The sequence below is a fragment of the Ectothiorhodospiraceae bacterium 2226 genome (assembly GCA_013348725.1).
In the GTDB taxonomy this organism is placed as follows: domain Bacteria; phylum Pseudomonadota; class Gammaproteobacteria.
In genome coordinates, this window is record CP054689.1 from 988,655 (window position 1) to 1,011,908 (window position 23,254).

The following is a 23,254-nucleotide window of genomic DNA, read 5'->3' on the forward strand; positions in this document are numbered from 1 at the left end:
CCCGTTACAAAGTCAACTGCATGCCGTCCACCAGCGCACCCGGCAGGCGCATGCTGCGTAGCGAACGGCTGCCGTAGGTCTGCGGGTCGAGCAGCCATTCACGCTCTTGCGTGAGCGCCATCAGGCCTTCGCCAAGCAGACGGTAAACGCTGTCGTCGAACCGCATGACGTTGACCGGCGCCTGAATGCGCCCCCGCTCGACCCAATAGGTTGCGAAGCGCGTCATTCCCGTCAGCCGGGCGGCGTTGCGGTCGGACCAATTGAGGTACCAGAGGTTGGAGATATAGAGCCCGGTGTCGAGCGCGCGCAGCACGTCGGCGCGCGGCAGGCTGCCGCCTGCCATCTCGAGCGACAAAGGCATTTCGCTCTCGTCGGCGCCGTTCGGCGCGACGTCGAACTCGCGCGCCGAGCGCGGCGAGACGAGCGCGTCCTGCGGCTTGCCGTGCTCGATCAACACCACGCGCGGCGGGCGCGCAAAGCCTTGCGCCTGAAACGGCGGCGCGAGACCCGCTTCGGTGTTCTCCACCAGCGTGACGGCCGGATGCAATTCGGTTTCACCTTCCGTGAGGCGCAGCAGCGGGGTGGTCTTGGTGCGCTGCGCCCGCAGACCGAAACCGCCCCAACCGAGCATGCCGACGATCTCCTCCAAGGCCTGCGGTGCGAGGTAGGCGCGGTAGCGACCGGGGGCGAGCGTCAGCGGCGCCTGGCGGACCACGCTCAGCGCGCGGCGCGCCTCGTCCATCCGCTCGGTGAGTTCATCCGGCGCCCAGTGCGCGCCCGCATAACGCTCCTTCGCTGCCTTGTCGCCACCGGCGTAGAGCGTCCAGTCCAGGTTGAAGCTGGTGCGGGTATGCCAAGCCCGCTGCCCGAAGGAGTTGGCGAACCCGGCGCGCACCGGGCCGGCCGCGAGCACACCGACCAGATCATCCCCCCGCGCGCGTTCGAGGACGGCGTCAACCATTGACTCGGCCGGCGGCAAGTCGGCCTGGGCCGGGGTGAGACGCGTCGCGGCCTGCTCGCTCACGAACAGGTGCGGGTCCTCGGGCAGCACGGCACGGACCTCGCGCAGCTCGCGCACCAACTCCGCCAAGCGCTCGCGGTCGACTGCGCCGTCCGCCGCCAGCGTCAGCTGAGCACCTGCGTGCCGCTGCCCGGAGATGAGGTCCAGCTGCAGCTGCCCCTGCTCGACGTGGCCGCACTGGCGGACCCGCCCGCGATTAAAGCGCACGAAGTCCGACGACTCGCCACCGTAGGACAGGGTGTAGCGCTCGTCGCCTTGCAACAGGCCGGTGAGGAAGTCCGCAAGTGCGAAGAAATGGTCTTGCATTCAGCCTCCGCCGAACACGTCTACGGCGCGGAACAGGCAGGGCGGCGTGGCGTGGCCCACGCGGACCATCTGGTTCGGTTCGCCCTTGCCGCAATTGCCGACCCCGAGCACGCGGAAGCTGTCGGCGTTGCCTACCCCGGCGAGATTGCGCCAGAAGGCGCTGGAGATGCCGCGGTAATTCGGGTTCTTGACCACCTCGCGCAACTCGCCATTGACGATGCGTCGTGCGCGCTCGCAGCCGAACTGGAACTTGTTGCGCGAATCGTCGATGGACCACGAGCAGTTGGTCTGCATGTAGACCCCCTGCTCCACCTGCGCGATCAAAGACCCCAGGCTGGCATCCCCGGGCTCCAGGTTGAGGTTTGCCATGCGGTCGATGGGCGGCCGGTTCCAGCCGCTGGCCCGCGCCGCGGCCACACCGGCCATCCCCGCGCGCGCCTGCGACAAGGAACCGCCGAGCGGGCGCAGCAGGACCCCCTCCCGAATCAGGTAAGTGCGCTCGGCCGGAGCCCCTTCGTCGTCGTAGGCGTAGCTGGCGAGCTCCCCCGCCACGCCGGGGTCGAAGGTCACGTTCAACAGGGGCGAGCCGTACTGATACGAGCCGAACATCTCGGGTGTGACGAAACTGGTGCCCGCGTAGTTGCGCTCGTCACCCAGTATGCGATCGAGCTCGAGGGGGTGGCCGATGGACTCGTGGATCTGCAGCACCATCTGATCGGGCGCGAGCACCAGGTCCATGATGCCCGCGGGGCAGTCCGGCGCGCCAAGCAACTCCAGCGCCTCCTCGCGCACCCGCAGCGACGCGGCCTCGAAATCTTCGTCCGGCTCCAGCGCATCCAGCAGTTCCAGGCCGCCCTGGCGGAAGTAACTGCCGGTGCCGAGGGTGCGCGTCTGCGTCTCCCCCTTGCGGTGGGCCGTGGCGCGCAAATGCGGCTGCACGGCTTCGAAGCGCTGCGCAATGCGTCCGCCCGCGGTGTTCAACTGCAGGCTCTCGACGCGCAGGCGCCCCACGGAGGCCTCCCGGTCGACCACGCGCGAGTCTGCGCCCAGAGCGGCATCGGCCGCGCGCACGCGCTCGATCTTGGCAGCGAGGGGCTCAGCCTCCCACGGCCGAACGACGGCGGAGGCGTACTCGCCGCGGTGCGCCGCCCGCGCGATGCGCTGCGGATCGACCAGGCGCCAGCGCGCGTTGACCTCGGCCCAGGCGCGCGCGCGGGCAAAGGCCGCCTCCAGTCCGGCACGTGTCAGATCGGTGGTCGCGGCGTAGCCGACGCCGCCGGCGTGGATCACCGTGAGCATCGCGCCAAAGTCGTCGATGCGGCGCAGCGGCTGAACCACACCGCGGCGCACCACGATGCGCTCCTGGTGCTCGCGCACCACGCGCAGGGCGCAGAACTCGGCATCAAAGCGCAGGCTTGCGAACAGACGTTCGACGGTGTCCAGCATGGGGGCAGGATAGGTTGCGGATGGCCGTGCGGAGCACCAGTGTACACCGATGGCGACCTGGGCGGGCGCATCGGCGGCATTAAGGAAATCGTTGCCTGGCGGGGCGAGACCCGCGTATCGATCACCCTGCCGTCGGGCAGCCGCGCTCAACTACCCACTGGCCGTCGGCGACCACCAAAGTCCGAGCAAGCCTTGGCTCGACGCGCTCGGGGTGAATCGCGGCCGCGCCCAGTATGCAGACGAGGGCCGGGGATTGGCGGCCCGCTGCGAGGTGCGGACGACTCCGGCGACCGGTACCCTGCAGGCCACCGGTCGCCGGCTGGAGCGGATGCGGGGCGCTACTTTGCCGAGTGCCCCGCCAGCTTGACCTCGACCTTCTCGTCGTCGCGCAGACCCGCGTAGTACTCGCGCAAGACGGCCAGCACCTCGGGACGACTGAACTCGGCGGGTACGTTGCCGCCTTCGGAGAGCAGCTTGCGCAGCTTGGTGCCGGAAAGCAGCAGGCGGTCGTTCGCCTCGTGCGGACAGGTCTTCATGGAGGCCATGCCGCCGCACTTGTAGCACCAGAAGGTCCAGTCGATCTTGAGCGGTTTGGTCTCCAGCGACCCCGCAGGGATCTCGTCGAAGATGTGGTGCGCGTCGAACGGGCCGTAGTAGTCGCCCACGCCGGCGTGGTCGCGTCCCACGATGAGGTGCGAACACCCGTAATTCTGGCGGAACAGGGCATGCAGCAGCGCCTCACGCGGACCGGCGTAACGCATGTCGAGGGGGTAGCCTGCCTGCGCCACCGTGTTCTTGACGAAGTAGTTGTCGATCAGGGTGTTGATCGCCTTGGCGCGCACCGGGGCCGGGATGTCGCCGGGCTTGAGCTTGCCGAGCAGCGAGTGGATCAGCACGCCGTCGCAGATCTCGATCGCGACCTTGGCGAGGTACTCGTGCGAGCGGTGCATCGGGTTGCGCGTCTGGAACGCCGCCACCTGGCTCCAGCCCTTGGACTCGAACAGCGCGCGCGTCTCGGCGGGCGTCATGAACAGCGCGCCGTACTCTTCTTTGAAATTGCCGACCGACAGCACCTTCACGGGGCCGGCGAGGTTGACCTCGCCCTGCTCCATGACCATCTTCACGCCGGGGTGCTCGAGGTCGGTGGTCTTGTAGACCATCATGCACTCGTGCGCCTTGTCGATCGTGTACTTCTCGGTGATGGTCATGGTGGCCATCACGGTGCCGCTCTCGCCGTCCACCAGGGCAACGTCCTGGCCTTCCTTCAGCCCATCGGCGGTGGCCTGGTCGGTTGAAAGCGTGATCGGGATCGGCCAAAATAACCCGCTTGCCATCTTGTAGCCGTCACAGACGCCCTGCCAGTCGGCGTGGGTCATGAAGCCATCGAGCGGCGTGAAACCGCCGATGCCCATCATGGAAAGATCGCCCGCCTCGCGGGAGCTGATGGTGACCTTGGGCAGGCCGGCGGCCCGCGCCTGCTCCTCGCGCAGCGCGTCGCCTTCGAGCAGCAGCGGGTTGAGGCCCCCACCGCCGTGCGGCTTGACCAGCTTGGATGTGGGCTTGGACATGATACTCCTCGCGGTAGCCGGGCTTCTTGCCCGGTTGAGTGAAAGGATTTTTTATTGTGGTTCCGCGCCTTATCCGTCGGTCGCGGTTGATTCGTCTATGTATAGACCCATCGGTTTTTGAAGCCAAACAGTTTTATCTTGCGCTTCTATAAGCCCGGTTTATTCGGAGTTTTTCCCAGTCGGTTCATATGCTTGTCGTGTAAGTGGCTGGCGCATCTTAAAAAATTAGAATATTATGATGTTTTATGGCCACCGCAGAATGTTCGATTTGCAGGGACCGTGCCAGCCTCACTAGAGTGCCCCATCTGAATCGCGTTCAAATCAGGACTATCCATGTTTGAGAAAAGCGTCGCGAAAGCCCCGTCCGAGTCCGGGCGCATCGAGCAAAAGAACACCACCTGCTACATGTGCGCCTGCCGCTGCGGCATCCGCGTGACCCTGCGCGATGGCGAGGTGCGCTACATCCAGGGTAACCCGGAACACCCGCTGAACCAGGGCGTGATCTGCGCCAAGGGCGCCTCGGGTATCATGAAGCAGTATTCGCCCGCGCGGCTCACCAAGCCGCTGCTGCGCCGTCCGGGCGCCGACCGCGGCGATGCCGACTTCGTGGAGATCAGCTGGGACGAGGCGTTCCAGATGATGGAGGAGCGGCTGCGCAAGCTGCGCGCCACCGACCCGAAGAAGTTCGCCCTGTTCACGGGCCGTGATCAGATGCAAGCCCTCACCGGCCTGTTCGCCAAGCAGTACGGCACCCCGAACTACGCCGCGCACGGTGGCTTCTGTTCCGTGAACATGGCGGCGGGCATGATCTACACCATCGGCGGCTCCTTCTGGGAGTTCGGCGGGCCGGACCTCGACCGCGCCAAGCTGTTCGTGATGATCGGCACCGCCGAGGATCACCACTCCAACCCGCTCAAAATCGCCATCTCCAAGTTCAAGCGCCAGGGCGGGCGGTTCATCTCCATCAACCCCGTGCGCACCGGCTATTCCGCCATCGCCGACGAATGGGTACCAATCAAGCCCGGCACCGACGGCGCGCTGCTGCTCGCCATCACGCACGAGCTGATCAAGCAGGGCCTGTACGACCGCGACTTCCTGGTGCAGTACTCCAACGCCGCGGAGCTGGTGAACCTGGACGAGGACAGCGACGACTACGGCATGCTGGTGCGCCGCGAGGACGCGCAGGTCGAGGACGGCTGCTTCGATCCGCAGAACAAGCTGTGGTGGGACCGCAACACCAACCAGCCGGTGCTGCGCGGCACCAAGGGCGCGGACCCCTACCTGCTCGGTGAGTTCACCGTGGACGGCAAGCCGGTCAAGCCCGCCTTCCAGCTGCTGGCCGACCGCGTCGCCGAGTACACCCCGGAGTGGGCGGCGAACATCACCGGCATCCCGGCCGAGACCATCCGCCGCCTGGCGCACGAGATGGGCATCGTGGCGCGCGATGAGAAGATCGAACTGCCGATCGCCTGGACCGACGTGTGGGGCAACGAGCACGAGAGTGTGACCGGCAACCCGGTGGCGTTCCACGCCATGCGCGGCCTGGCGGCGCACTCCAACGGCTTCCACTCGATCCGCGCACTGTCGATCCTGATGTCGGTACTGGGCACCATCGACCGCCCGGGCGGCTTCCGCCACAAGGCGCCCTTCCCGCGCCCGATCCCGCCCTGCGCCAAGACCCCGCGCGGCCCTGAGGGCGTCAAGCCCAACACCCCGCTGGGCGGCATGCCGCTCGGCTGGCCGGCCGACCCGGACGATCTGTTCGTGGACGACAAGGGCGAGCCGATCCGCATCGACAAGGCCTTCTCCTGGGAGTACCCGCTGTCGGTGCACGGCATGATGCACAACGCCATCACCAACGCCTGGCGCGGCGACCCCTACTCGATCGACACCTTGTTGATCTTCATGGCCAACATGGCATGGAACTCGACCATGAACACGGCCGAAGTTCGCAAGATGTTGAACGACAAGGACGAGAACGGCGAGTACAAGATTCCGTTCCTGATCGTCGCGGACGCCTTCCAGTCCGAGATGGTCGCCTACGCGGACCTGGTGCTGCCCGATACCACCTACCTCGAGCGCCACGACACGATGTCGATGCTCGACCGCCCGATCTCCGAGTTCGACGGGCCGGTGGACTCGGTGCGTATCCCGGTGGTGCCGCCGACGGGCCAGTGCAAGCCCTTCCAGGAGGTGATCGTTGAGCTCGGCTCGCGCCTCAAGCTGCCCGCCTTCACCAAGGAGGACGGCTCGCGCAAGTTCCGCGACTATCCCGACTTCATCGTCAACTACGAGACCGAGCCGGGCTCCGGCATCGGCTTCCTGGCCGGCTGGCGCGGCAAGGGCGGCGAGAAGTTCATGAAGGGCGAGCCCAACCCCGACCAGTGGAAGATGTACGAGCAGAACAACTGCGTGTTCCAGTACCACCTGCCCAAGAGCTTCCAGTACATGCGTAACTGGAACAAGGGCTACCTGGAGTGGGCTCAGCGCCATCGCCTCACGCGCTACGCCGAGCCGATCAACATTCACATCTACTCCGAGGTGCTGCAGAAGTTCCGCCTGGCCGCGCAGGGCAAGCGCCCCGGCAAGCAGCCGCCGGCGCACCTGCGTCAGCGCATCCTGGACTACTTCGATCCGCTGCCGTTCTACTTCGAGCCGCTGGAGGCGCAGCTGTCGGACAAGCACAAGTACCCGCTGAACGCGGTGACCCAGCGCCCGATGGCCATGTACCACTCGTGGGACTCGCAGAACGCCTGGCTGCGCCAGATCCACGCGCACAACTACCTGTACATCAATCCCAAGCTCGGCGAGCAGCAGGGCTTCCAGGACGGCGACTGGGTATGGGTGGAGTCCATGCACGGCAAGGTGCGCTGCATGTGCCGCTTCACCGAGGCGGTGGAGCCCGGCACCGTGTGGACCTGGAACGCCATCGGCAAGGCCTCTGGCGCTTGGAACCTGGAGCCCAACGCGAACGAGGCGGAGAAGGGCTTTCTGCTCAACCACGTGATCTCCGAGGAGCTGCCGGCCAACGAGGCGGGCGAGCACATCTCCAACTCCGATCCGGTGACGGGTCAGGCGGGCTGGTACGACGTGCGGGTGCGCGTCTATCCCGCCGGCGCCGAGGAGGAGAAGGTCTCGTGGCCGCAGTTCGAACCCATGAAGCCGCTGCCCGGCACGGGGCTGCGCGCCCGCTGGCAGAGCTTTATGGCCGGCCGTAACAAGGGAGCCAAATAATGACTCAGCTTGCACTCGTCATCGACCTGAACGTCTGCGTGGGTTGCCACGCCTGCGTGACCAGCTGCAAGGAGTGGAACACCTCCGGCGCCGCCGGTCCCATGTCGGACGACCGCCCCTATGGGAAGGACCCGACCGGCACCTTCTTCAACCGCGTGCAGACCTTCGAGATCGGCCAGTTCCCGAACACCGAGACCGTGCACTTCCCCAAGTCCTGCCTGCACTGCGAGGACGCGCCCTGCGTGCCGGTGTGCCCCACCGGCGCCAGCCACAAGCGCGAGCTCGACGGCATCGTGCTGGTCGACTACGACAAGTGCATCGGCTGTAAGTACTGCTCCTGGGCCTGCCCCTATGGCGCCCGCGAGCTGGACGAGCACCAGAAGGTGATGAAGAAGTGCACCCTGTGCGTGGACCGCATCTATGACGAGGCCCTGCCCGAACGTGAACGCAAGCCGGCCTGTGTGATGGCCTGCCCGACCAGCGCGCGCCTGTACGGCGACGTGCATGACCCCGACTCGGAGGTCTCGGTAGCCATCCGCGAGCGTGGCGGCTACGCCTTGATGCCCGAGTGGGGCACCAAGCCGGCCAACCACTACCTGCCGCGGCAGAAGGCCCACGTGCGCATCCATGAAGACGAGCTGGTGCGGGCCGACAACCCGCTCAAGAAGGAGCGCAAGAAGCCCATGCCCGACAAAGACTCGCCCTCGCTGGACGACGTCACGAGCTGGTAAACAACAAATGGGTGTCCCGGCGGCGTGCCGCCGGGGCGTTACCTTGAGCCATTGGAGTCATCATGCATCCGGCATTTTCCGTCATTTTCCTCACCACCCTGATCGGCGCCGCCCAGGGTCTGTTCCTGGCCCTGTTCGTCACGCAGTGGTTTGCCACCGTGGGCCTGATCGCGCCGCAGGACAGCGTCCAGTTCTACGCCATGGGCAACGTGGTGGTCCTCGTGCTGCTGGGCCTCGGCCTGTTCGCCTCGTTCTTCCACCTCGGGCGCCCTGAGCGCGCCTGGCGCTCGGCCACCCGCTGGCGCACCTCCTGGCTGTCGCGCGAGGTGATCGTACTCCCCGCGCTGATGGGCTTTTCCTTTATACATGGGGCAATGCACCTGCTGGGTTGGGACGCGGTGCTGTGGACGACTGCGGGCGGCGTGTCCTTCACGCTCAGCCTGCTGGTCGGCGCCCTGGGGGCCCTCACCGCGCTGGCGCTGTTCATTTCCACCGGCATGATCTACGCCTGCATCAAGTTCCTGCAGGAGTGGGCCAGCCCGCTCACGGTGGTCAACTTCACGGTGCTCGGCATCGCTTCGGGCTTCACGCTCGCCACGGCCTTCGCCGCCGCGGTGTCGCCCGAACTGGTGCATCCGTTCGGGATCTCGGCCATCGCGTTCACGGCGCTGGGCCTGGTGACCCGCGTGGCCGCCCTGATCCGCAACAAGCGGCTGAAGCACAAGTCCTCGCTGCAGACCGCCATCGGCGTGCGTCACACGCACATCCAGCAGAAGGCGCAGGGTGCCATGGGCGGCTCGTTCAACACCCGGGAATTCTTCCACGGCAAGAGCGACGCCGTCGTGAAGACCGTGCTGTGGACCTTCCTGCTGCTGACCTTCCCGGTGCCGATGCTGCTCGTTTGGATCGGCATGACGGCCGAGGCCTTTGGGGTGCTCGCGCTGGCGTTCGCCGTGCAGTATCTGGGCCTGGTATGCGAGCGTTGGTTCTTCTTCGCGCAAGCCAACCACCCGCAGAATCTCTATTATCAGACCATCTGAAAGCCCGGCGCCCCGCATGCGGGGCGCCTTTTCTTCCCCCCCTTTCGCGGCGCTTCTCCCAGAAAGGGTGCAAAAAGCGACGCTTTTCCGCCACGCGCAGAAATGTGATGTCCATCACAGCGCTCCGCGTTAAACCACCCCCGCTTGGCGACGACTCTTCGACGGCAATGGAGTGATGTTTTTGCGCCGCCGCGCCAGTCTGTCGACCATCGACTGCCGGGCAGGGAATTTTGTTGACACCGTGCTAACGCGTACATAAGGTTGGACGCGGTCCAATTGATTGGCCTAGGGCAGCGTTCGAGCGAAGACGTGAGGGGTAAAAACGGAACCCGGATAGCTGCGTTCCGTCCGCTTCTTTTTCTCTTCCCAGGCCCCAGGACCGCAAAAAAAGTCCCTTGAGGAGCCTTCAAAATGAAGAAAGACAAGACCTTGACCCCGGACCGCCTGCGCGGTCTGCTCGAGGACCGCGGCGCAAGCCCGCAGGATCTGGAGCGATTCGACGAAGTGACGTCCCGCCGCAAGTTCTTTAGCCAGTTGGGCAAGGGCGGTGCCGCCCTGGCCGTGCTGGGCGGCTTCGGCGCCGGCACCGAGGCGGCCATGCAGGGTCTGTTTGGGCGCGGCATGCTGCCCGTCGCCATGGCGAGCGGGGGCGAAGAAGTCACCGACGAGCAAGCCAAGCGCGTAGTGGCCGACAAGCCGGGCATCAATCTTTACGCCCAGCGGCCGATCAATGCGGAGTTCGACGCCCACGAAATGGGCGATGCCGTCACCCCGTACGCCAAGCACTTCGTCCGGAACAACGACCTGGTGCCCGAAGAGGCCTTTGCCAAGAACCTTCAGGGCTGGTCGCTGACCATCGACGGCGAGGTCCACAACGAACTCAAGCTGTCCCTGGACGACCTCAAGCGCATGAAGACCAAGAAGGTCGTGGCGCCGATCGAGTGCGGCGGCAACGGCCGCGCCTTCTTCGATCCTCCGGTGCGCGGTAATCAGTGGAAACACGGCGCCATCGGCGCCTCCGAATGGACGGGCGTGCCTCTGCGCGACATCCTGCGTCAGGCCGGACTGAAGAACAGTGCCGTGTACACCGGCCACTACGGCTACGAGCCCATCCTGGGTGATCGTCCGCGCTTCTCGCGCGGGATCCCCATGGACAAGGCCATGGAAGAGCACACCATCGTCGCCTTCCAGATGAACGGTGAGGACATCCCCGCCGTCCACGGTTGGCCGGTGCGCCTCGTGGTCCCGGGCTGGTACGGCTCGGCCTCCCACAAGTGGCTCAACCGCATCTGGATCCGTGACCGCGAACACGACGGCCGCGGCATGACCGGCTTCTCCTACCGCATGCCCAAGTATCCCGTGCGTCCGGGCGAGCGTCCGCCCGAGGAAGACATGGTGGTCGGCGGCCCCTGGCCCATCAAGTCCATGATCACCAGCCCCGCGCCGGATAATACGGTGCGCGCCGGCCAGAGCGTGAAGGTGCGCGGCCATGCCTGGGCCGGTGAGGACCGGGTCACGAAGGTCGAGATCTCCACCGACTTCGGCTTGACCTGGCGCGCGGCCAAGGTCAGCCGCCCGGCCAACAAGTACGCCTGGGTGCAGTTCGAGCAGGACGTGCGCCTGCCGAACCGTGGTTACTACGAGATCTGGGCTCGTGCCCACGACCACCGTGGCAACATGCAGCCGATCGTGCAGCCCTGGAACCCGCGCGGCTACGAGGGCAACCTGGTGCACCGCGTGCCGGTGGAAGTGCAACCCGCCTAAGGGCCTGAAGGGGGTGGCGGCGGGCTCCGCCGCCACCCCTTTTCTTATGGCGCGTGGCTAAACCGAAAGAGTACGATAAAATTATGAAACTTCGAGTTATGGCGGCGAGCGCCACTCTCCTCGCCGGCACCTTGAGCGTCGGCTCTGCCGTGGCCGACGAACCGCAGGGCAAGCAACTGTTCGAGATGCATTGCAGCGTCTGCCACGGACTGGACATCCCACGCACGCAGCGTTTGAACCTGAACGACTGGCGCTGGGTGGTCCGCGACATGGTCAACGACTATGGCGCCTCCTGGATCACGGAGGAGCAGCAGGAGCTCATCACGCAGTACCTTGCCGAGGCTTACGGGCCGAACACGCCGCGCTAGGCGCGGCAACGGTGCGGCGTCCGGCGCCGCACCGTTCTCTTTCTCTCGCGGGGTGCAGGGCATGCAGAACGACGCGACTAAGCTCATCGACCGCTTCGGGCGCCACGTAACCTACGTGCGCATCTCCGTGACCGACCGCTGCGACTTTCGCTGTGTCTACTGTATGGCGGAGGACATGACCTTCCTGCCGCGCGCTCAGGTGCTCACGCTGGAGGAGCTGGCCGAAATCGGGCGCGCCTTCACCGAGCTTGGCGTGACCAAGATCCGCCTGACCGGCGGCGAGCCACTGGTGCGCAAGAACGTGCTGTGGCTGTTCGAGGAAATGGGCGCCCTGCCCGGTCTCGAGGAACTGACGGTCACCACCAACGGCTCACAGCTCGAGCGCCTGGCCGGTCCGCTGCGCGCCGCCGGCGTTCGGCGCATCAACATCAGCCTGGACAGCCTGGACCGCGCGCGCTTCAAGCGCATCACCCGAGTCGGCGAGCTCGACAAGGTGCTGCGCGGCATCGACGCGGCGCGCACGGCGGGCTTCGAGCGCATCAAGCTCAACACCGTGGCGATGCGCAACCGCAACCATGACGAGATCGTCGACCTGGTGCAGTTCGCGGTCGACCGCGGCATCGACATCAGCTTCATTGAGGAAATGCCGCTCGGCGTGATCGGCGACCACGACCGCGCCGAGGTCTACATGTCGAGCGACGAGGTGCGCGCGACCATCGAGACGCGCTTCGCCCTGCGCGAGAGCGACGCGAACACAGGCGGCCCGGCGCGTTATTTCGAGGTCGAGGGAACGCGCAGCCGCGTCGGCTTCATCTCGCCCCACAGCCACAACTTCTGCGATACCTGCAACCGCGTGCGCGTCACAACCGAGGGGCGGCTCCTGCTATGCCTGGGCCAAGAGCACTCGGTCGATCTGCGCGCGGTCCTGCGCGCCCATCCCGGCGACCGCGAGCGCCTCAAACAGGCGATCGTGGACGCCATGGCCATCAAACCCAAGGGCCACGACTTCAACCTGCAGGCGCAGCCCGTGATCATGCGCCACATGAGCGTGACCGGCGGCTAGACGGCGTCGGACTGTTTCCATGCTCAGCGTCCAAGAGCAGCGCCAAATGGCCCAGTTGCTGCGCGAGCAGCGCTGGGGGGCGCTCGCCACCGTGGCGCAGGGCGCCCCGCAGGCCTCCATGGTGGCCTACGCCTACGATGAGGCGAATCATGGCCTGCTGCTGCACCTCAGCCGCCTCGCCGACCACACCCGCAATCTCCTGCGCAACCCGCATGCTTCGCTCGTCGTGAGCGCTCCGGATGACGGGCGCAGCGACCCGCAAGCCCTCCCCCGCCTGAGCCTGCACGGCCACTGCGCGCTGCTCGAGAAAGGGAGCGCCGACTACGAACAGAGCCGTGGGCGCTACCTGGAGCGTCTACCCACCGCGCAGCGCCTGTTCGAGTTCGGCGACTTCGAGTTGCTGCGCCTGGTACCCGAACGGGCACGCTACATCGGCGGCTTTGCGCGTGCGCACAGCCTCGATCGCGAGGATTTCGTCAACGCCATGGAGGCGTGACGTCGGCCGCACGAGGCACCCCGACGCGTTCACTTGATCCACAACGTCTTGATGTTCACAAACTCGCGCATACCGTGCGCCGAGAGTTCGCGGCCGTAGCCCGAGGCCTTGACGCCGCCGAATGGCAGACGCGGGTCGCTCTTCACGATGCCGTTGACGAAGGCTCCGCCGCATTGAAGCCGTCGCGCCAGCCGCTCGCCGCGCGCCGGGTCGCCCGTCCACACGCTGGCGCCCAAGCCGAAGCGCGTATCGTTGGCCACGCGCAGCGCCTCCTCCTCGTCCGCCACGCGGATGACCGACGCTACCGGCCCGAACAACTCTTCCTCGTAGGCCGGCATGCTGGGCCCGACCCCGTCGAGCACCGTCGGCGCGTAGTACGCGCCGGGGCCCTCGAGCCGTTGACCGCCCAACATGCAGCGCGCGCCGGCGCCCACGCTGGCCTCGACCTGAGCGTGCAGATCATCGCGCAGGTCCCAACGGGCCAACGGACCCAGCGCCGTGTCATCGTCCAGCGGATCGCCCACGCGCAGCGCCGCCACCGCGTCGCGAAAAGCCGCCACGAACGCCTCCCCGATCGGCTCGACCACGATGAAGCGCTTCGCCGCAATACAGCTCTGCCCGGCGTTCTGATACCGCGAGGCCACGGCGGCGGCGACGGTCGCCTCCAGGTCGCTGTCCTCCAACACCACGAACGCGTCCGAACCGCCCAACTCCAGCACGGTCTTTTTGAGCGCCTCGCCCGCCTGCGCGGCGACGCGGCGCCCGGCCGCCTCGCTGCCGGTCAGCGTCACTGCCTGCACGCGCCCGTCGCTGATCACTCGACCCACCCGACCCGCCTCGATCCACAGCGTCGTGAACACACCCTCCGGCGCGCCCGCCTCCTGCCACACGCGCTCGATGGCCTGCGCGCATTGGGGCACGTTGGAGGCGTGCTTGAGCAGGCCCGTGTTGCCCGCCACGAGCGCGGGCGCAGCGAAGCGGAACACCTGCCAGAAGGGAAAATTCCACGGCATGACCGCCAACACGCAACCGAGCGGCTGGTAGGCCACCACGCTGCGCCGTGCATCGCTCACCATCGGCTCATCGCGCACGAATGCGGGACCGTCTTCGGCGAAGTACTCGCAGGCCATCGCGCACTTGTCGATTTCACCCCGCGCCTCCCGTATCGGCTTGCCCATCTCCAGGCTGATAAGCCGCGCGAGTTCGTCCCGCTGGGCGCGCAAGACCTCCGCGGCCGCGCGCACGACCTCGGTGCGCTCCTCAATCGGGCGTGCCGCCCATAGACCGCCCGCCCGCTGCGCCTGCGAGAGGGCGCGTTCGAGCCTGTCGTCCGTCCACAGCGCGAACTCGGCGAGGATTTCGCCGTTCGCCGGATTGATTGAACTGATGACGTTGCCCACCGGGGCCTCCTTAGCGCCTAGCGTGACTGGATAGCTCAGAGACTATGGTAACTGTGGAGAACACGGACCGGCCCGTCCACCTCGCGGCTTGACCGCCCCCGGCACGGTGGCCACAATCAACACGCCGAATGCTCACGCCAAGGCCCTGAATTGCAGCCGATAACGATACCAATTATGAAGCCACGCACTGTGTGTATCCTGGGGGGGACGGGTTTCGTCGGACGTCACCTGGTCGGGCAGCTGTTCGATGACGGCTACCGCGTCAAGGTCCTTACCCGCAACCGTGAGCGCCATCGCGAGCTGCTGGTGCTGCCCACGGTCGACGTGCTCGACGCCAACGTCCACGATCCCGACACCCTGCGCAGCGCGTTCGCCGGACAGGACGTGGTCATCAACCTGGTCGGCATCCTCAACGAACGGCGCCCGGGTCAGTTTCGTCACACGCATGTGGAACTGACGCGCAAGGTCATCGAGGCCTGCCGGGCCGCCGGCGTGAAGCGGCTGCTGCACATGTCGGCCCTGGGGGCCGATCCGCGCGGTCCCAGCGAGTATCAGCGCACCAAGGGCGAAGCGGAAGAACTGGTGCGCGCGGCCACCGACCTGCAGCCCACCATCTTCCGTCCGTCGGTGATCTTCGGCGAGGGCGACAGTTTCTTCAACCGCTTCGCCGGGCTGCTCAAGCTCACCCCCTTCGTGTTCCCGCTGGCTTGCCCGAACGCGCGTTTTGCGCCGGTCTACGTCGGCGACGTGGCCCACGCTTACCGGGTGGCGGTGTATCACAAGGAGACGCCGGGGCAGACCTACGAGCTGTGCGGGCCGCGCGCCTATACTCTGCGCGAGTTGGTCGAGTACACGGCGCAGCTGGCGGGTCGGCACCGCTACGTGCTGGCGCTCGGCGACGGCGCCTCGCGGCTGCAGGCGCGCATCGCCCAACGCCTCCCCGGCAAGCCGTTCAGCATGGATAATTATCACTCCATGCAACGCGATAACGTGTGCGACGGCCCGTTCCCGGCCGTGTTCGGGATCGCGCACCCGACCACCATCGAGGCGCGGGTGCCCTTGTATCTCGCCCACCGGCGCACCCGGGACCGCCTGACACACATGCGCCGCACGCGCGAGTAAGTACCCGCCCCGGTCTCGCGCGCCCCCCGGCGCGAGGAGGACAGCCTGATGCAGATCTATCTGGTCGGCGGCGCCGTGCGCGACAAGCGCCTCGGCCTTCCGGTGAAGGACCGCGACTGGGTGGTGGTCGGTGCCACCGCGGAGGCACTGCGCGCGCAGGGTTACCAGCAGGTCGGCAAGGATTTCCCCGTGTTCCTGCACCCCGAGACGCGCGAGGAATACGCCCTCGCGCGCACCGAGATCAAGACCGCGCCCGGGTATCACGGCTTCACGGTGCACGCCGCGCCCGACGTGACGTTGGAGGACGACCTGCGCCGGCGCGACCTCACCATCAACGCCATGGCCGAGGATCTCGAGGGCCGGCTGATCGACCCCTTCGGCGGCGCCCGCGACCTCGAGGCGCGCGTGCTACGCCACGTCTCGCCCGCCTTCGCCGAAGATCCGGTGCGTATCCTGCGCGTGGCGCGCTTCGCCGCCCGCTATGCCCACCGCGGTTTCCACCTCGCGGACGAGACCCTGGCATTGATGCGCCAAATGGTGAACGCGGGCGAGGTCGACGCGCTGATACCCGAGCGCGTCTGGGCCGAGGTCGTGGGGGCGCTCGGCGAGGCCACGCCGGCCCGCTTCTTCGAGGTGCTGCGCGAATGCGGCGCCCTCGCCCGCCTGTTCCCCGAAGTGGACCGGCTGTTCGGCGTGCCCCAGCCGCCCGAGCACCACCCGGAGATCGACACGGGCGTGCACGTGATGATGGTGCTCACCCAGGCCGCGCGCCTGTCGGACGACACGCGGGTGCGCTTCGCGGCGCTGGTACACGATCTCGGCAAGGGCACCACCCCGCGCGAGGAATGGCCGCGCCACGTCGAACACGAGGCGCGCGGCGTACCATTGGTGCGCGACCTCTGCCAGCGCCTCAAGGTCCCCAACGACTACCGCGACCTGGCGGTATTGGTGACGCGCTATCACCTGCACTACCACCGCGCCGGCGAACTGCGGCCCACGACCCTGCTCAAGCTGTTCGAATCCCTCGACGCCTTTCGCCGCCCCGAACGCTTCGAGCAGTTTCTGCTGGCCTGCGAGGCCGACGCGCGCGGGCGCCCCGGCTATGAGGAACGCGCATTTGCCCAACCGGGCATCCTGCGCGCGGCGCTCGCCGCCGCCGTGGCCGCGGGCAACGAGGCGGTCCGAGCGGCCGAGGTGCAGGGGGCGGCGCTGGGCGAGGCCATCCGCACAGCGCGCCTGAACGCCTTGGCGGCGCTGCAAACGCCGCGCGCTTAGCGAAGGATCAGCGAGCCGCGGGGACCAGCCAGCGCTGCTCCAGGCGCAGCAGCAGCGTGCCGAAGCGGGTATCGGCCAGGGCCAGTGCCACCAGCACGCCGCTCGTGTTGGCGACCATGTCCCACCACTCGAAGTAGCGCACGCCGCCGAGGCCCTGCAACACTTCCAGCAGGATGCCCAAGGCGATGAACCCGCCGGCGATCCATAGATGCGCCTCGCGCGCGGCGTATATCTGCAGGAACCAGCCCGTCAGCCCGGCATACACCAGAAAATGGCCGAGCTTGTCACCTTGCGGTACGCCCGGCGAGGGCGGCGGGCTGGGGGTAAGCGAGAGGTAGATGACCAACAGCACGAACAGCCAGCCGAGGGCCAGCCACAGCGCCATGTAACGCAAGGGCCGTTTATTCTTGTTGAGATCGAGGTCCATGTGCACGTCCGTTGAGCAGGCCGCCGGTCGCGTGAGGACGGCGGCACGGGCTTCCGGCGTACTGTGCTGATTGTTCTGATGAGGGCCGACGAATTTCGACCCGCAGAATCATGCCGCCCCTGGGAGTATAGGCACCGGCTCGGGTCTCTGCTCAGGCGGAGCGGCGTTGCGGCTCGGCCTCGGAGGCCGGAACGTCGGACGCTTCGCGACGCGGCGCGCTGCTGTGCTGCTCGATCAACTGCGCCACCCAATGGCTCACGGACAGGCCCCGCGCCTTGGCCGCCGCTTTGGCGCGCGTCTCCAGATCGCGCTCCAGATAAATCGTCATTTGCCCCATGGCGTCTGATTTCTCCAACAAGAGTGCTGAGTCGCGGACGCGACCCGCTTACCTTAACGAGTGGCGGCACCGGCTGACCAGGGGCGGTTTGGTGAGGCGGGATATATGTCGCAGTCGCGCTACAGGCGCGCGCGCATGTCGGCCAGACGCAGGCTCGGCAGAGCGAGATCGAGGTCGCGCGCAAGCGCGAGCACCTTGAAGCGCTCGCCCATCTCCCCCGGCAGGGTGAGGGTCTTGATCTGCTGTGCGCGGTGGGTGCGTTCCACCGCATCGAGCGCGTCCAGCTGCGCCAGTTCGAGCAGGCCCGCGCCGAGCAGAAAGTGCGCCTGCGTGGTGTAGCCCGCCACCGCCAGGCCGGCCGCGTGGGCGGCCTCCGCGGCGGCCGTGAAATCGACATAGGCGGTAATGTCCTGCAAGCCGGGCAGGATCAACGGGTCGCCATGGACGCGGTGGCGGTAGTGGCAGGTCAGCGTGCCGCCGCTGCGTTCGGGCAGATAGTACTCGCGGCGCGAATAACCGTAATCGAACAGCAGCACCGCACCGCGGCCGAGGCGTTCGGCGAGTGCGCGCAGCCAATCCCCCACCGCGGGCGCGAGTTCGCTCACGTAGCCGGCGGGCAGCGCGCCCGCCTCCGCCTCCACCGCCGCCAGCTGCTCCGCCAGGCGCGGATCGCTCCACGGCCCCGCGCGCCACACGAAGCGCCCGTCGGCCCAGTCCACGTACAACTCCGCCGTCTCACCGTCGGTGCCCCGCACGAAGCGGTGCACCGGGAGGGCGTCCAACAGCTCGTTCGCCACCACCACGCCCTGCCAGCCCGGCGGCGGGAGGTCGTCCAGCCACTGCACGCGTTCCCGCAGCGCGATCGGTGCCTCGGCGAGCCGCGCCTGCTGGCGCGCGCGCAGTTCGGCGCTGCGCTCCAGGATCAGGTAGCGGGCGGGCAGCGCCCCCAGCGTGTGAAGCTCGCCCAGCAGGTCGGCGGCCAACACCCCGCTACCGGCGCCGACCTCCAGCACCTCCCCGCCCGGCAGTTGCGCCAGCAGCGGTATCAGCTGTCGCGCCAGGCAGCGTCCGAACAGTGGGGAGAGCTCCGGGGCGGTGATGAAGTCGCCCTCGCGGCCGAACTTGCGGGTGCCGGCGCTGTAATAGCCGAGGCCCGGCGCGTATAGCGCCTGCTCCATGAAGCGGGCGAAGGGAATGCCGGGAGCACCGGCCGCAACGATCTCGGTATGCAGGGCATCGCGCAGGCGCGCGCTGTGCGCCGACGCGGCGGGATCGGGCGCGGGCAGGTCCAACGGCTGCGGGCCGAGCTGCGAGGGAAGACGCATGAAGTTCGGTAGGGCGGTGAATTGCGGTACAGTGTGCCACACAGCGACTGCGCGGAGTAACCCGGCTTGGGGACGGACGACAAACCGCTACAGGACAAGGTCGCGCTGATTACCGGCGCGGCGCACCGCATTGGCGCCGCGGTGGCGCGCCACCTGCATGCGCGCGGCATGCGTATCGTGCTGCACTATCACAGCTCGCGCGCGGCGGCGCTCGCCCTGCAGGGCGAGCTTTGCGCGGCGCGGCCGGCATCGGTGGTGCTGGTGCAGGCCGATCTGCTGAACGCCGCCAAGCTCGCGGCGGTGGTGCAGGAGGCCGTAGCCGCCTGGGGCCGCTTGGACGTGTTGGTCAACAACGCCTCGAGTTTCTACGCGACGCCGATGGGATCGGTGGACGAGAGCCAGTGGGACGAGCTGATCGGCACCAACCTCAAGGCACCGTTCTTCCTCAGCCAAGCCGCCGCGCCCCACCTCGCGAGCAGCCAGGGCTGCATCGTCAACATCGTGGACATCCACGCCGACCGTCCGCTGAAGGACTACCCGGTATACAGCACCGCCAAGGCCGGCCTGGTAATGCTCACCCGTGCGCTGGCCAGCGAGCTGGGGCCACCGGTGCGCGTGAACGCCGTGGCACCGGGCGCCATCCTGTGGCCCGAGCACGACCTAGACGAGGTCACCAAGCAGCGCATCATCTCGCGCACCCTGCTCAAGCGGCAGGGTAGCGTGGACGACATCGCCCGCGCGGTGCATTTCCTGGTGGCGGATGCCCCGTATGTCACGGGGCAGGTCATCACCGTGGACGGCGGCCGCACCGTCAATCGCTAGCCGAAAGGCTATCCTGCGCATGGTCTGACGCGCCGCGCCCGGCGCATGTCCGGGCGCGGCTACGTCACATAGAACACGGCGGCCAGCCCTGCTAGTCGTCGAGGCCGAGTTCGATCGGCCACAGCGGCTGCGCGTCGGCGTCGAACGCCGCCCACAGGTCCGCGTAGCTGCGCCCGAGGCCGGGGTGAAGGCACCCGCCGGCGAGCTCGGCCAGCGGGCGCAACACGAAGGCATGTTCGGTGATCTCCGGGCGCGGCAGCACAAGGCCGCCCGCGCGCAACTCGCCCTCGCCGTAAAGCAGCAGGTCGAGGTCCAGCGTGCGGGGCGAAAACCGCGGCCCCGTGCGGTCGCGCCCATGCGCGTCTTCGATGGCCTGCAGCGTGCGCGCCACCGCGGTCACGGATTCGGTTGTGTCGAAGCCGACCACCAGGTTGTAGAAGTTGTCGCCGGCGAAGCCCACCGCCTCGCTCTCGTACACCGAGGAGATCTGCAGGACGCCGAAGCGTTCGCGCAGGCTGCGGATGCCGGCCCGCACGTAACGCGCCGGCTCCACGTTGGATCCCACGCTGACATAGACGCGGACAGGCGCGTTCACGGGGCAGCGTCGCGGGCGCGCTCGATCACCACGCCGACGTCCTGCGCGCCGCGCACCGCGCCCTGTTTGTTGAGACGCACCCGCACCCAAGGCATCCGAAACTCCTCCAGCAACAATTGGGCCACCCGTTCGGTCAGGGTCTCCACCAACTGAAACTCGCTGTTGCCCACGTACTCGATGAGGCGCTTCGCCACCGCCTTGTAGTCCAGCGTGTCGTCAATGTGGTCCGAGGCGGCGGCGCGGCCGATGTCGGTCGCCATGTCGAGGTCCAGTGTGACGGTCTGCTTCACGCGCCGCTCCCATTCGAAAATCCCGATCACCGTCTCGATCTTCAGCCCGTGCAGGTAAATGATGTCCATACGCTCCTCAACAAGATGCTTCCGCCGGCCCCGCCAGCCCGTATAATGGCGCGCCCGGCGCGACCACCGTACTGCAAACCATGCCCCTGCTCGATATCGCCCTGATCCTGTTCGCCTACCTGCTCGGTTCGGTGTCCACGGCCATCGTCCTGTGTCGCCTGATGGGCCTGCCCGACCCCCGCTCTCAGGGCTCCGGCAACCCCGGCGCGACCAATATCTTGCGCACCGCGGGCAAACGTGCCGGGGCGTTCACCCTGCTGGGCGACGCCATCAAGGGGCTCATTCCGATCCTTGTCGCCCAGGCCCTGGGCATGACACCGCTGACGCTGATCCTGGTGGCGCTGGCCGCCTTCCTGGGCCACCTGTATCCGGTGTACTTCGGCTTCCGCGGCGGCAAGGGCGTGGCCACCGCGCTGGGTGTCGCGCTCGGCCTGTATTGGCCGCTCGGCGTGGCGCTGGTACTCACCTGGCTGTTGGTCGCGGTCGTGTTTCGCTACTCTTCGTTGGCCGCGCTGGTCGCCGCGGCGCTCGCGCCCGCCTATGCCTGGATCCTCACCGGGCTGACCGAATACACCCTCGGCGTCGGCGTCATGGCCGCCCTGCTGATCTGGCGCCACCGGTCCAACATCCGCAATCTGCTCGCGGGGACCGAATCGCCGCTCAAGCGCCGCGAGCGCTGAGCAACCTACACCGGCGCCAGCTCGGCCATCGGCCAGCGCGGGCGCACGGTGAAGCCGGCGCCCTGCGCCTCGCCCGCGCGCAGACGCTGCAGGCCCGCATAGGCGATCATGGCGCCGTTGTCGGTGCAGAACTCGTGGCGCGCGTAGTAGACCCGCACGCCCTCGGCGGCGAGCGCCGTCTCCAGCCGCTCGCGCAGTCGCCGGTTGGCACTCACCCCGCCGGCCATCACCAGGCGCGGCAGGCCCGTCGCGCGCATCGCACGCCGGCACTTGATCACCAGCGTGTCGACCACCGCCTCCTCGAAGGCGCGCGCGATGTCGGCCCGCGCGGCCGGCTCGGGATGCGCCTGCAGGGTGTTGAGGGCGTAGGTCTTGAGGCCGCTGAAGCTGAAATCGAGTCCCGGCCGGTCGGTCATCGGGCGCGGGAACCGGAAGCGGTTCGGATCGCCCTGCTCCCCCAGCGCCGCCAACGCGGGACCGCCCGGATAGCCGAGACCCAGCAGCTTGGCGGTCTTGTCGAAGGCCTCGCCGGCGGCGTCGTCCAGCGACTCGCCGAGCACACGGTAGGCCCCGACGCGCTGCACCTCCACCAGCTGAGTGTGCCCGCCCGAGACCAGCAGCGCGACGAACGGGAACGCCGGCGGATCGGCCTCCAGCATGGGCGCCAGCAGATGGCCCTCCATGTGGTGCACCCCGACGGCGGGGACGCCCCAGGCCCACGCCAGGCTGCGGCCGATAGCGGCGCCGACCAGCAGTGCGCCCGCCAAGCCCGGGCCCGCGGTGTAAGCCACGCCGGCGATCGCTTCGGGCGCGGTGTCCGCCTCCGCGAGCACGCGGCGCACCAGCGGCAGGGTCTTGCGCACGTGATCGCGCGAGGCCAGTTCCGGCACCACCCCGCCGTACTCGGCGTGCAGGTCCACTTGGCTGTAGAGGGCGTGCGCGAGCAAGCCGCGCGTGGCGTCGTACACCGCCACGCCGGTCTCGTCGCACGAGGTTTCCAGGCCGAGAATACGCATCGGCGTATTGTCCGACGCGGGGCGCGGGGCGGCAAGCGCCACCTGCACGCAGGGCGTTTCATTCTGCGCCGCAGGCGTATAGAATGTGCTGTTCCCGACTGGCCGGTGGGCCGGTCTTGCGTCAACAACCGCCAACAACCCTAGCGAGGTGATTGCATTGCCTTCTGTGCGTCTGAAAGAGAACGAGCCGTTCGAGGTCGCCATGCGCCGCTTCAAGCGCGCGTGCGAGAAGGCCGGCGTGCTGTCCGAGGTGCGCCGCCGCGAGTATTACGAAAAGCCCACTGCCGTACGCAAGCGTAAGCTGGCGGCCGCTGTGAAGCGTCAGCAGAAGAAGCTCTCGCGCGAACACGCGCGTCGCCACCGCCTGTACTAAATCGAAGCCGGGCGTTCCATGGCAGACCAGGGTCTCAAGCAGCGCATCGAGGAAGACATGAAGGCCGCGATGCGCGCGAAGGACAAGGAGCGCCTGGGCACCATCCGCCTCATCCTCTCGGCCATCAAGCAGCGTGAGGTGGATGAGCGCAAGACGCTCGACGAGGCGGAGATCCTCGCGGTGCTCGACAAGATGGTCAAGCAACGCCGGGAGTCCATCGCGCAGTATGAGCAGGCCGGGCGCGACGATCTGGCCGCCAAAGAGGCGGCCGAACTCGACGTACTCAACGGCTACCTCCCCGCCCCCCTCTCCGACGACGAGCTCGATCAACTGATCGCGCAGGCCGTCACCGAATCCGGCGCCGAGTCGGTGCGGGACATGGGCAAGGTGATGGGGATACTGCGACCCAAGGTGCAGGGCCGGGCCGACATGAAGGCCGTCAGCGAGCGCATCAAGGGGCAACTGGCGGGCTAAGGCGCCTCAACT

Annotated in this window: 23 protein-coding genes; 13 read left to right on the top strand and 10 right to left on the bottom strand. The window is 67.5% G+C overall.

The window, feature by feature from the left end:
* Nucleotides 1-4: 4 nt before the first annotated feature.
* The 3 genes from HUS23_04700 to sat form a co-directional block, all read right to left on the bottom strand.
* Nucleotides 5-1,327, bottom strand: coding sequence for a TldE/PmbA family protein (locus tag HUS23_04700; protein ID QKT03152.1), 1,323 nt, complete (start codon nucleotides 1,325-1,327; stop codon nucleotides 5-7).
* On the bottom strand, nucleotides 1,328-2,773 hold the full coding sequence (locus tag HUS23_04705; protein QKT03153.1) for a TldD/PmbA family protein: 1,446 nt from the start codon (nucleotides 2,771-2,773) through the stop codon (nucleotides 1,328-1,330).
* A gap of 338 nt (nucleotides 2,774-3,111) precedes the next feature.
* Nucleotides 3,112-4,341 carry a sulfate adenylyltransferase gene (gene sat, locus HUS23_04710; GenBank protein ID QKT03154.1) on the bottom strand — a complete coding sequence of 410 codons (1,230 nt, stop codon included), beginning with the start codon at nucleotides 4,339-4,341 and terminating at the stop codon, nucleotides 3,112-3,114.
* A gap of 333 nt (nucleotides 4,342-4,674) precedes the next feature.
* Between sat and HUS23_04715 the strand changes: the two genes are divergently transcribed.
* The 7 genes from HUS23_04715 (at nucleotide 4,675) to HUS23_04745 (ending at nucleotide 13,037) form a co-directional block, all read left to right on the top strand.
* Entirely contained in the window at nucleotides 4,675-7,575 is a 2,901-nt protein-coding gene (locus tag HUS23_04715) for a molybdopterin-dependent oxidoreductase (protein ID QKT03155.1), read from the top strand.
* Nucleotides 7,575-8,306, top strand: a complete 732-nt coding sequence (locus tag HUS23_04720) for a 4Fe-4S dicluster domain-containing protein (protein QKT03156.1) — start codon at nucleotides 7,575-7,577, stop codon at nucleotides 8,304-8,306. Before HUS23_04715 ends, HUS23_04720 begins: the two co-directional genes overlap by 1 nt.
* Before the next feature lie 62 nt (nucleotides 8,307-8,368).
* Complete coding sequence (locus HUS23_04725) at nucleotides 8,369-9,346, top strand: dimethyl sulfoxide reductase anchor subunit (protein ID QKT03157.1); 978 nt, start codon at nucleotides 8,369-8,371, stop codon at nucleotides 9,344-9,346.
* Nucleotides 9,347-9,757: 411 nt separating this feature from the next.
* Nucleotides 9,758-11,110: a sulfite oxidase gene (locus tag HUS23_04730; protein QKT03158.1), complete on the top strand. Its 1,353-nt coding sequence runs from the start codon at nucleotides 9,758-9,760 to the stop codon at nucleotides 11,108-11,110.
* An 83-nt stretch (nucleotides 11,111-11,193) separates the two neighbouring features.
* Nucleotides 11,194-11,478, top strand: coding sequence for a hypothetical protein (locus HUS23_04735; GenBank protein QKT03159.1), 285 nt, complete (start codon nucleotides 11,194-11,196; stop codon nucleotides 11,476-11,478).
* Nucleotides 11,479-11,539: 61 nt separating this feature from the next.
* Nucleotides 11,540-12,541 (top strand): GTP 3',8-cyclase MoaA, encoded by a 1,002-nt coding sequence (gene moaA / locus HUS23_04740; protein ID QKT03160.1) that lies wholly within the window; start codon nucleotides 11,540-11,542, stop codon nucleotides 12,539-12,541.
* Nucleotides 12,542-12,560: 19 nt separating this feature from the next.
* The gene (locus tag HUS23_04745) at nucleotides 12,561-13,037 is read left to right on the top strand and encodes a pyridoxamine 5'-phosphate oxidase family protein (GenBank protein QKT03161.1); all 477 of its coding nucleotides are present in this window, start codon (nucleotides 12,561-12,563) and stop codon (nucleotides 13,035-13,037) included.
* A 29-nt stretch (nucleotides 13,038-13,066) separates the two neighbouring features.
* On the opposite strand, the gene HUS23_04750 is transcribed toward HUS23_04745, so the two are convergent.
* Complete coding sequence (locus HUS23_04750; protein QKT04975.1) at nucleotides 13,067-14,425, bottom strand: NAD-dependent succinate-semialdehyde dehydrogenase; 1,359 nt, start codon at nucleotides 14,423-14,425, stop codon at nucleotides 13,067-13,069.
* Between the two features lie 186 nt (nucleotides 14,426-14,611).
* Between HUS23_04750 and HUS23_04755 the strand changes: the two genes are divergently transcribed.
* Entirely contained in the window at nucleotides 14,612-15,559 is a 948-nt protein-coding gene (locus tag HUS23_04755; protein ID QKT03162.1) for a complex I NDUFA9 subunit family protein, read from the top strand.
* 48 nt (nucleotides 15,560-15,607) lie between these two features.
* A complete protein-coding gene (locus HUS23_04760) occupies nucleotides 15,608-16,834 on the top strand; it encodes a multifunctional CCA addition/repair protein (GenBank protein QKT03163.1) in 1,227 nt (408 codons plus the stop codon).
* Between the two features lie 7 nt (nucleotides 16,835-16,841).
* Here HUS23_04760 and HUS23_04765 read toward each other — a convergent pair whose 3' ends face one another.
* The 3 genes from HUS23_04765 to HUS23_04775 all read right to left on the bottom strand — a co-directional run bounded on the left by HUS23_04765 (nucleotide 16,842) and on the right by HUS23_04775 (nucleotide 18,923).
* The gene (locus HUS23_04765; protein ID QKT03164.1) at nucleotides 16,842-17,261 is read right to left on the bottom strand and encodes a VanZ family protein; all 420 of its coding nucleotides are present in this window, start codon (nucleotides 17,259-17,261) and stop codon (nucleotides 16,842-16,844) included.
* A 151-nt stretch (nucleotides 17,262-17,412) separates the two neighbouring features.
* Nucleotides 17,413-17,589, bottom strand: coding sequence for a hypothetical protein (locus tag HUS23_04770; GenBank protein ID QKT03165.1), 177 nt, complete (start codon nucleotides 17,587-17,589; stop codon nucleotides 17,413-17,415).
* Between the two features lie 128 nt (nucleotides 17,590-17,717).
* Nucleotides 17,718-18,923: an SAM-dependent methyltransferase gene (locus HUS23_04775; protein ID QKT04976.1), complete on the bottom strand. Its 1,206-nt coding sequence runs from the start codon at nucleotides 18,921-18,923 to the stop codon at nucleotides 17,718-17,720.
* Between the two features lie 66 nt (nucleotides 18,924-18,989).
* Here HUS23_04775 and HUS23_04780 point away from each other — a divergent pair, with 66 nt between their 5' ends.
* The gene (locus tag HUS23_04780) at nucleotides 18,990-19,745 is read left to right on the top strand and encodes a pteridine reductase (GenBank protein ID QKT03166.1); all 756 of its coding nucleotides are present in this window, start codon (nucleotides 18,990-18,992) and stop codon (nucleotides 19,743-19,745) included.
* 91 nt (nucleotides 19,746-19,836) lie between these two features.
* Here the strand turns inward: HUS23_04780 and folK are convergent, their stop codons facing one another.
* On the bottom strand, nucleotides 19,837-20,340 hold the full coding sequence (gene folK / locus HUS23_04785; GenBank protein QKT03167.1) for a 2-amino-4-hydroxy-6-hydroxymethyldihydropteridine diphosphokinase: 504 nt from the start codon (nucleotides 20,338-20,340) through the stop codon (nucleotides 19,837-19,839).
* Nucleotides 20,337-20,699 carry a dihydroneopterin aldolase gene (gene folB / locus HUS23_04790; protein QKT03168.1) on the bottom strand — a complete coding sequence of 121 codons (363 nt, stop codon included), beginning with the start codon at nucleotides 20,697-20,699 and terminating at the stop codon, nucleotides 20,337-20,339. Before folB ends, folK begins: the two co-directional genes overlap by 4 nt.
* A gap of 80 nt (nucleotides 20,700-20,779) precedes the next feature.
* Between folB and plsY the strand changes: the two genes are divergently transcribed.
* A complete protein-coding gene (plsY, locus tag HUS23_04795) occupies nucleotides 20,780-21,379 on the top strand; it encodes a glycerol-3-phosphate 1-O-acyltransferase PlsY (GenBank protein ID QKT03169.1) in 600 nt (199 codons plus the stop codon).
* 5 nt (nucleotides 21,380-21,384) lie between these two features.
* Here plsY and tsaD read toward each other — a convergent pair whose 3' ends face one another.
* The gene (gene tsaD / locus HUS23_04800; GenBank protein QKT03170.1) at nucleotides 21,385-22,395 is read right to left on the bottom strand and encodes a tRNA (adenosine(37)-N6)-threonylcarbamoyltransferase complex transferase subunit TsaD; all 1,011 of its coding nucleotides are present in this window, start codon (nucleotides 22,393-22,395) and stop codon (nucleotides 21,385-21,387) included.
* Nucleotides 22,396-22,552: 157 nt separating this feature from the next.
* Here tsaD and rpsU point away from each other — a divergent pair, with 157 nt between their 5' ends.
* Both rpsU and HUS23_04810 read left to right on the top strand, forming a co-directional pair.
* Nucleotides 22,553-22,768 carry a 30S ribosomal protein S21 gene (gene rpsU, locus HUS23_04805; GenBank protein QKT03171.1) on the top strand — a complete coding sequence of 72 codons (216 nt, stop codon included), beginning with the start codon at nucleotides 22,553-22,555 and terminating at the stop codon, nucleotides 22,766-22,768.
* 18 nt (nucleotides 22,769-22,786) lie between these two features.
* Nucleotides 22,787-23,242 (top strand): GatB/YqeY domain-containing protein, encoded by a 456-nt coding sequence (locus HUS23_04810; protein QKT03172.1) that lies wholly within the window; start codon nucleotides 22,787-22,789, stop codon nucleotides 23,240-23,242.
* Nucleotides 23,243-23,254: the final 12 nt, after the last annotated feature.

Excerpts from the sequence above, each read along its gene's own strand:
- plsY (QKT03169.1), top strand. The coding sequence starts at position 20,780 with ATGCCCCTGCTCGATATCGCCCTGATCCTGTTCGCCTACCTGCTCGGT.
- sat (QKT03154.1), bottom strand. The coding sequence starts at position 4,341 with ATGTCCAAGCCCACATCCAAGCTGGTCAAGCCGCACGGCGGTGGGGGC.
- HUS23_04745 (QKT03161.1), top strand. The coding sequence starts at position 12,561 with ATGCTCAGCGTCCAAGAGCAGCGCCAAATGGCCCAGTTGCTGCGCGAG.
- HUS23_04765 (QKT03164.1), bottom strand. The coding sequence starts at position 17,261 with ATGGACCTCGATCTCAACAAGAATAAACGGCCCTTGCGTTACATGGCG.
- HUS23_04715 (QKT03155.1), top strand. The coding sequence starts at position 4,675 with ATGTTTGAGAAAAGCGTCGCGAAAGCCCCGTCCGAGTCCGGGCGCATC.
- HUS23_04755 (QKT03162.1), top strand. The coding sequence starts at position 14,612 with ATGAAGCCACGCACTGTGTGTATCCTGGGGGGGACGGGTTTCGTCGGA.
- HUS23_04705 (QKT03153.1), bottom strand. The coding sequence starts at position 2,773 with ATGCTGGACACCGTCGAACGTCTGTTCGCAAGCCTGCGCTTTGATGCC.
- HUS23_04725 (QKT03157.1), top strand. The coding sequence starts at position 8,369 with ATGCATCCGGCATTTTCCGTCATTTTCCTCACCACCCTGATCGGCGCC.
- moaA (QKT03160.1), top strand. The coding sequence starts at position 11,540 with ATGCAGAACGACGCGACTAAGCTCATCGACCGCTTCGGGCGCCACGTA.
- HUS23_04720 (QKT03156.1), top strand. The coding sequence starts at position 7,575 with ATGACTCAGCTTGCACTCGTCATCGACCTGAACGTCTGCGTGGGTTGC.
- HUS23_04810 (QKT03172.1), top strand. The coding sequence starts at position 22,787 with ATGGCAGACCAGGGTCTCAAGCAGCGCATCGAGGAAGACATGAAGGCC.
- HUS23_04770 (QKT03165.1), bottom strand. The coding sequence starts at position 17,589 with ATGACGATTTATCTGGAGCGCGATCTGGAGACGCGCGCCAAAGCGGCG.
- HUS23_04735 (QKT03159.1), top strand. The coding sequence starts at position 11,194 with ATGAAACTTCGAGTTATGGCGGCGAGCGCCACTCTCCTCGCCGGCACC.
- HUS23_04730 (QKT03158.1), top strand. The coding sequence starts at position 9,758 with ATGAAGAAAGACAAGACCTTGACCCCGGACCGCCTGCGCGGTCTGCTC.
- HUS23_04700 (QKT03152.1), bottom strand. The coding sequence starts at position 1,327 with ATGCAAGACCATTTCTTCGCACTTGCGGACTTCCTCACCGGCCTGTTG.
- tsaD (QKT03170.1), bottom strand. The coding sequence starts at position 22,395 with ATGCGTATTCTCGGCCTGGAAACCTCGTGCGACGAGACCGGCGTGGCG.
- folB (QKT03168.1), bottom strand. The coding sequence starts at position 20,699 with ATGGACATCATTTACCTGCACGGGCTGAAGATCGAGACGGTGATCGGG.
- HUS23_04760 (QKT03163.1), top strand. The coding sequence starts at position 15,608 with ATGCAGATCTATCTGGTCGGCGGCGCCGTGCGCGACAAGCGCCTCGGC.
- HUS23_04775 (QKT04976.1), bottom strand. The coding sequence starts at position 18,923 with ATGCGTCTTCCCTCGCAGCTCGGCCCGCAGCCGTTGGACCTGCCCGCG.